The organism is Vibrio sp. 1727 (assembly GCF_033344415.1).
Classification (GTDB): Bacteria; Pseudomonadota; Gammaproteobacteria; order Enterobacterales; family Vibrionaceae; genus Vibrio; species Vibrio alginolyticus.
On sequence record NZ_JAWPOT010000494.1, the window covers coordinates 1 to 578 of the forward strand.

Annotated in this window: 1 protein-coding gene; it reads left to right on the top strand. The window is 49.0% G+C overall.

Annotated features, from left to right (window positions below):
• On the top strand, window positions 1-578 hold a 578-nt coding region (locus R8O10_RS26555), incomplete at both ends, for an insulinase family protein (RefSeq protein ID WP_318192142.1).

A 578-nucleotide genomic window follows, 5' to 3' on the forward strand; every position in this document is an offset into this window, starting at 1 on the left:
TGAAGTCGATGAGCTGTCGACATTCGTCGAGGCGATTTTGGCGGAACTCCACGTAGAAATGTTCGTTTATGGCGACTGGCAACGTCAAGAAGCGCATGATATGGCAACAACCTTGAAAGATGCCTTGCGCGTAAAAGAACAGCGCTACGAAGAAGCACTGCGTCCGTTAATTATGCTCGGTCAAAATGGCAGTTTTCAGCGCGAAGTGCATTGTAATCAACAAGACTCTGCTGTGGTAATTTACCACCAGTGTGAAGACATCGAACCGCGCAGCATCGCACTTTATTCTTTGGCCAATCACCTCATGTCGGCAACCTTCTTTCATGAGATTCGCACCAAGCAGCAACTCGGCTACATGGTCGGCACTGGTAACATGCCACTGAACCGTCATCCGGGGATTGTGCTTTATGTGCAATCACCAAACGCAGCTCCTGCGGAATTGGTCACCTCTATCGATGAATTTTTAAATGCATTTTACATGGTGCTTTTGGAGCTCAACGACTACCAATGGCACAGCAGTAAGCGTGGCCTTTGGAACCAAATCGCAACCCCAGACACGACTTTACGTGGACGAGCGC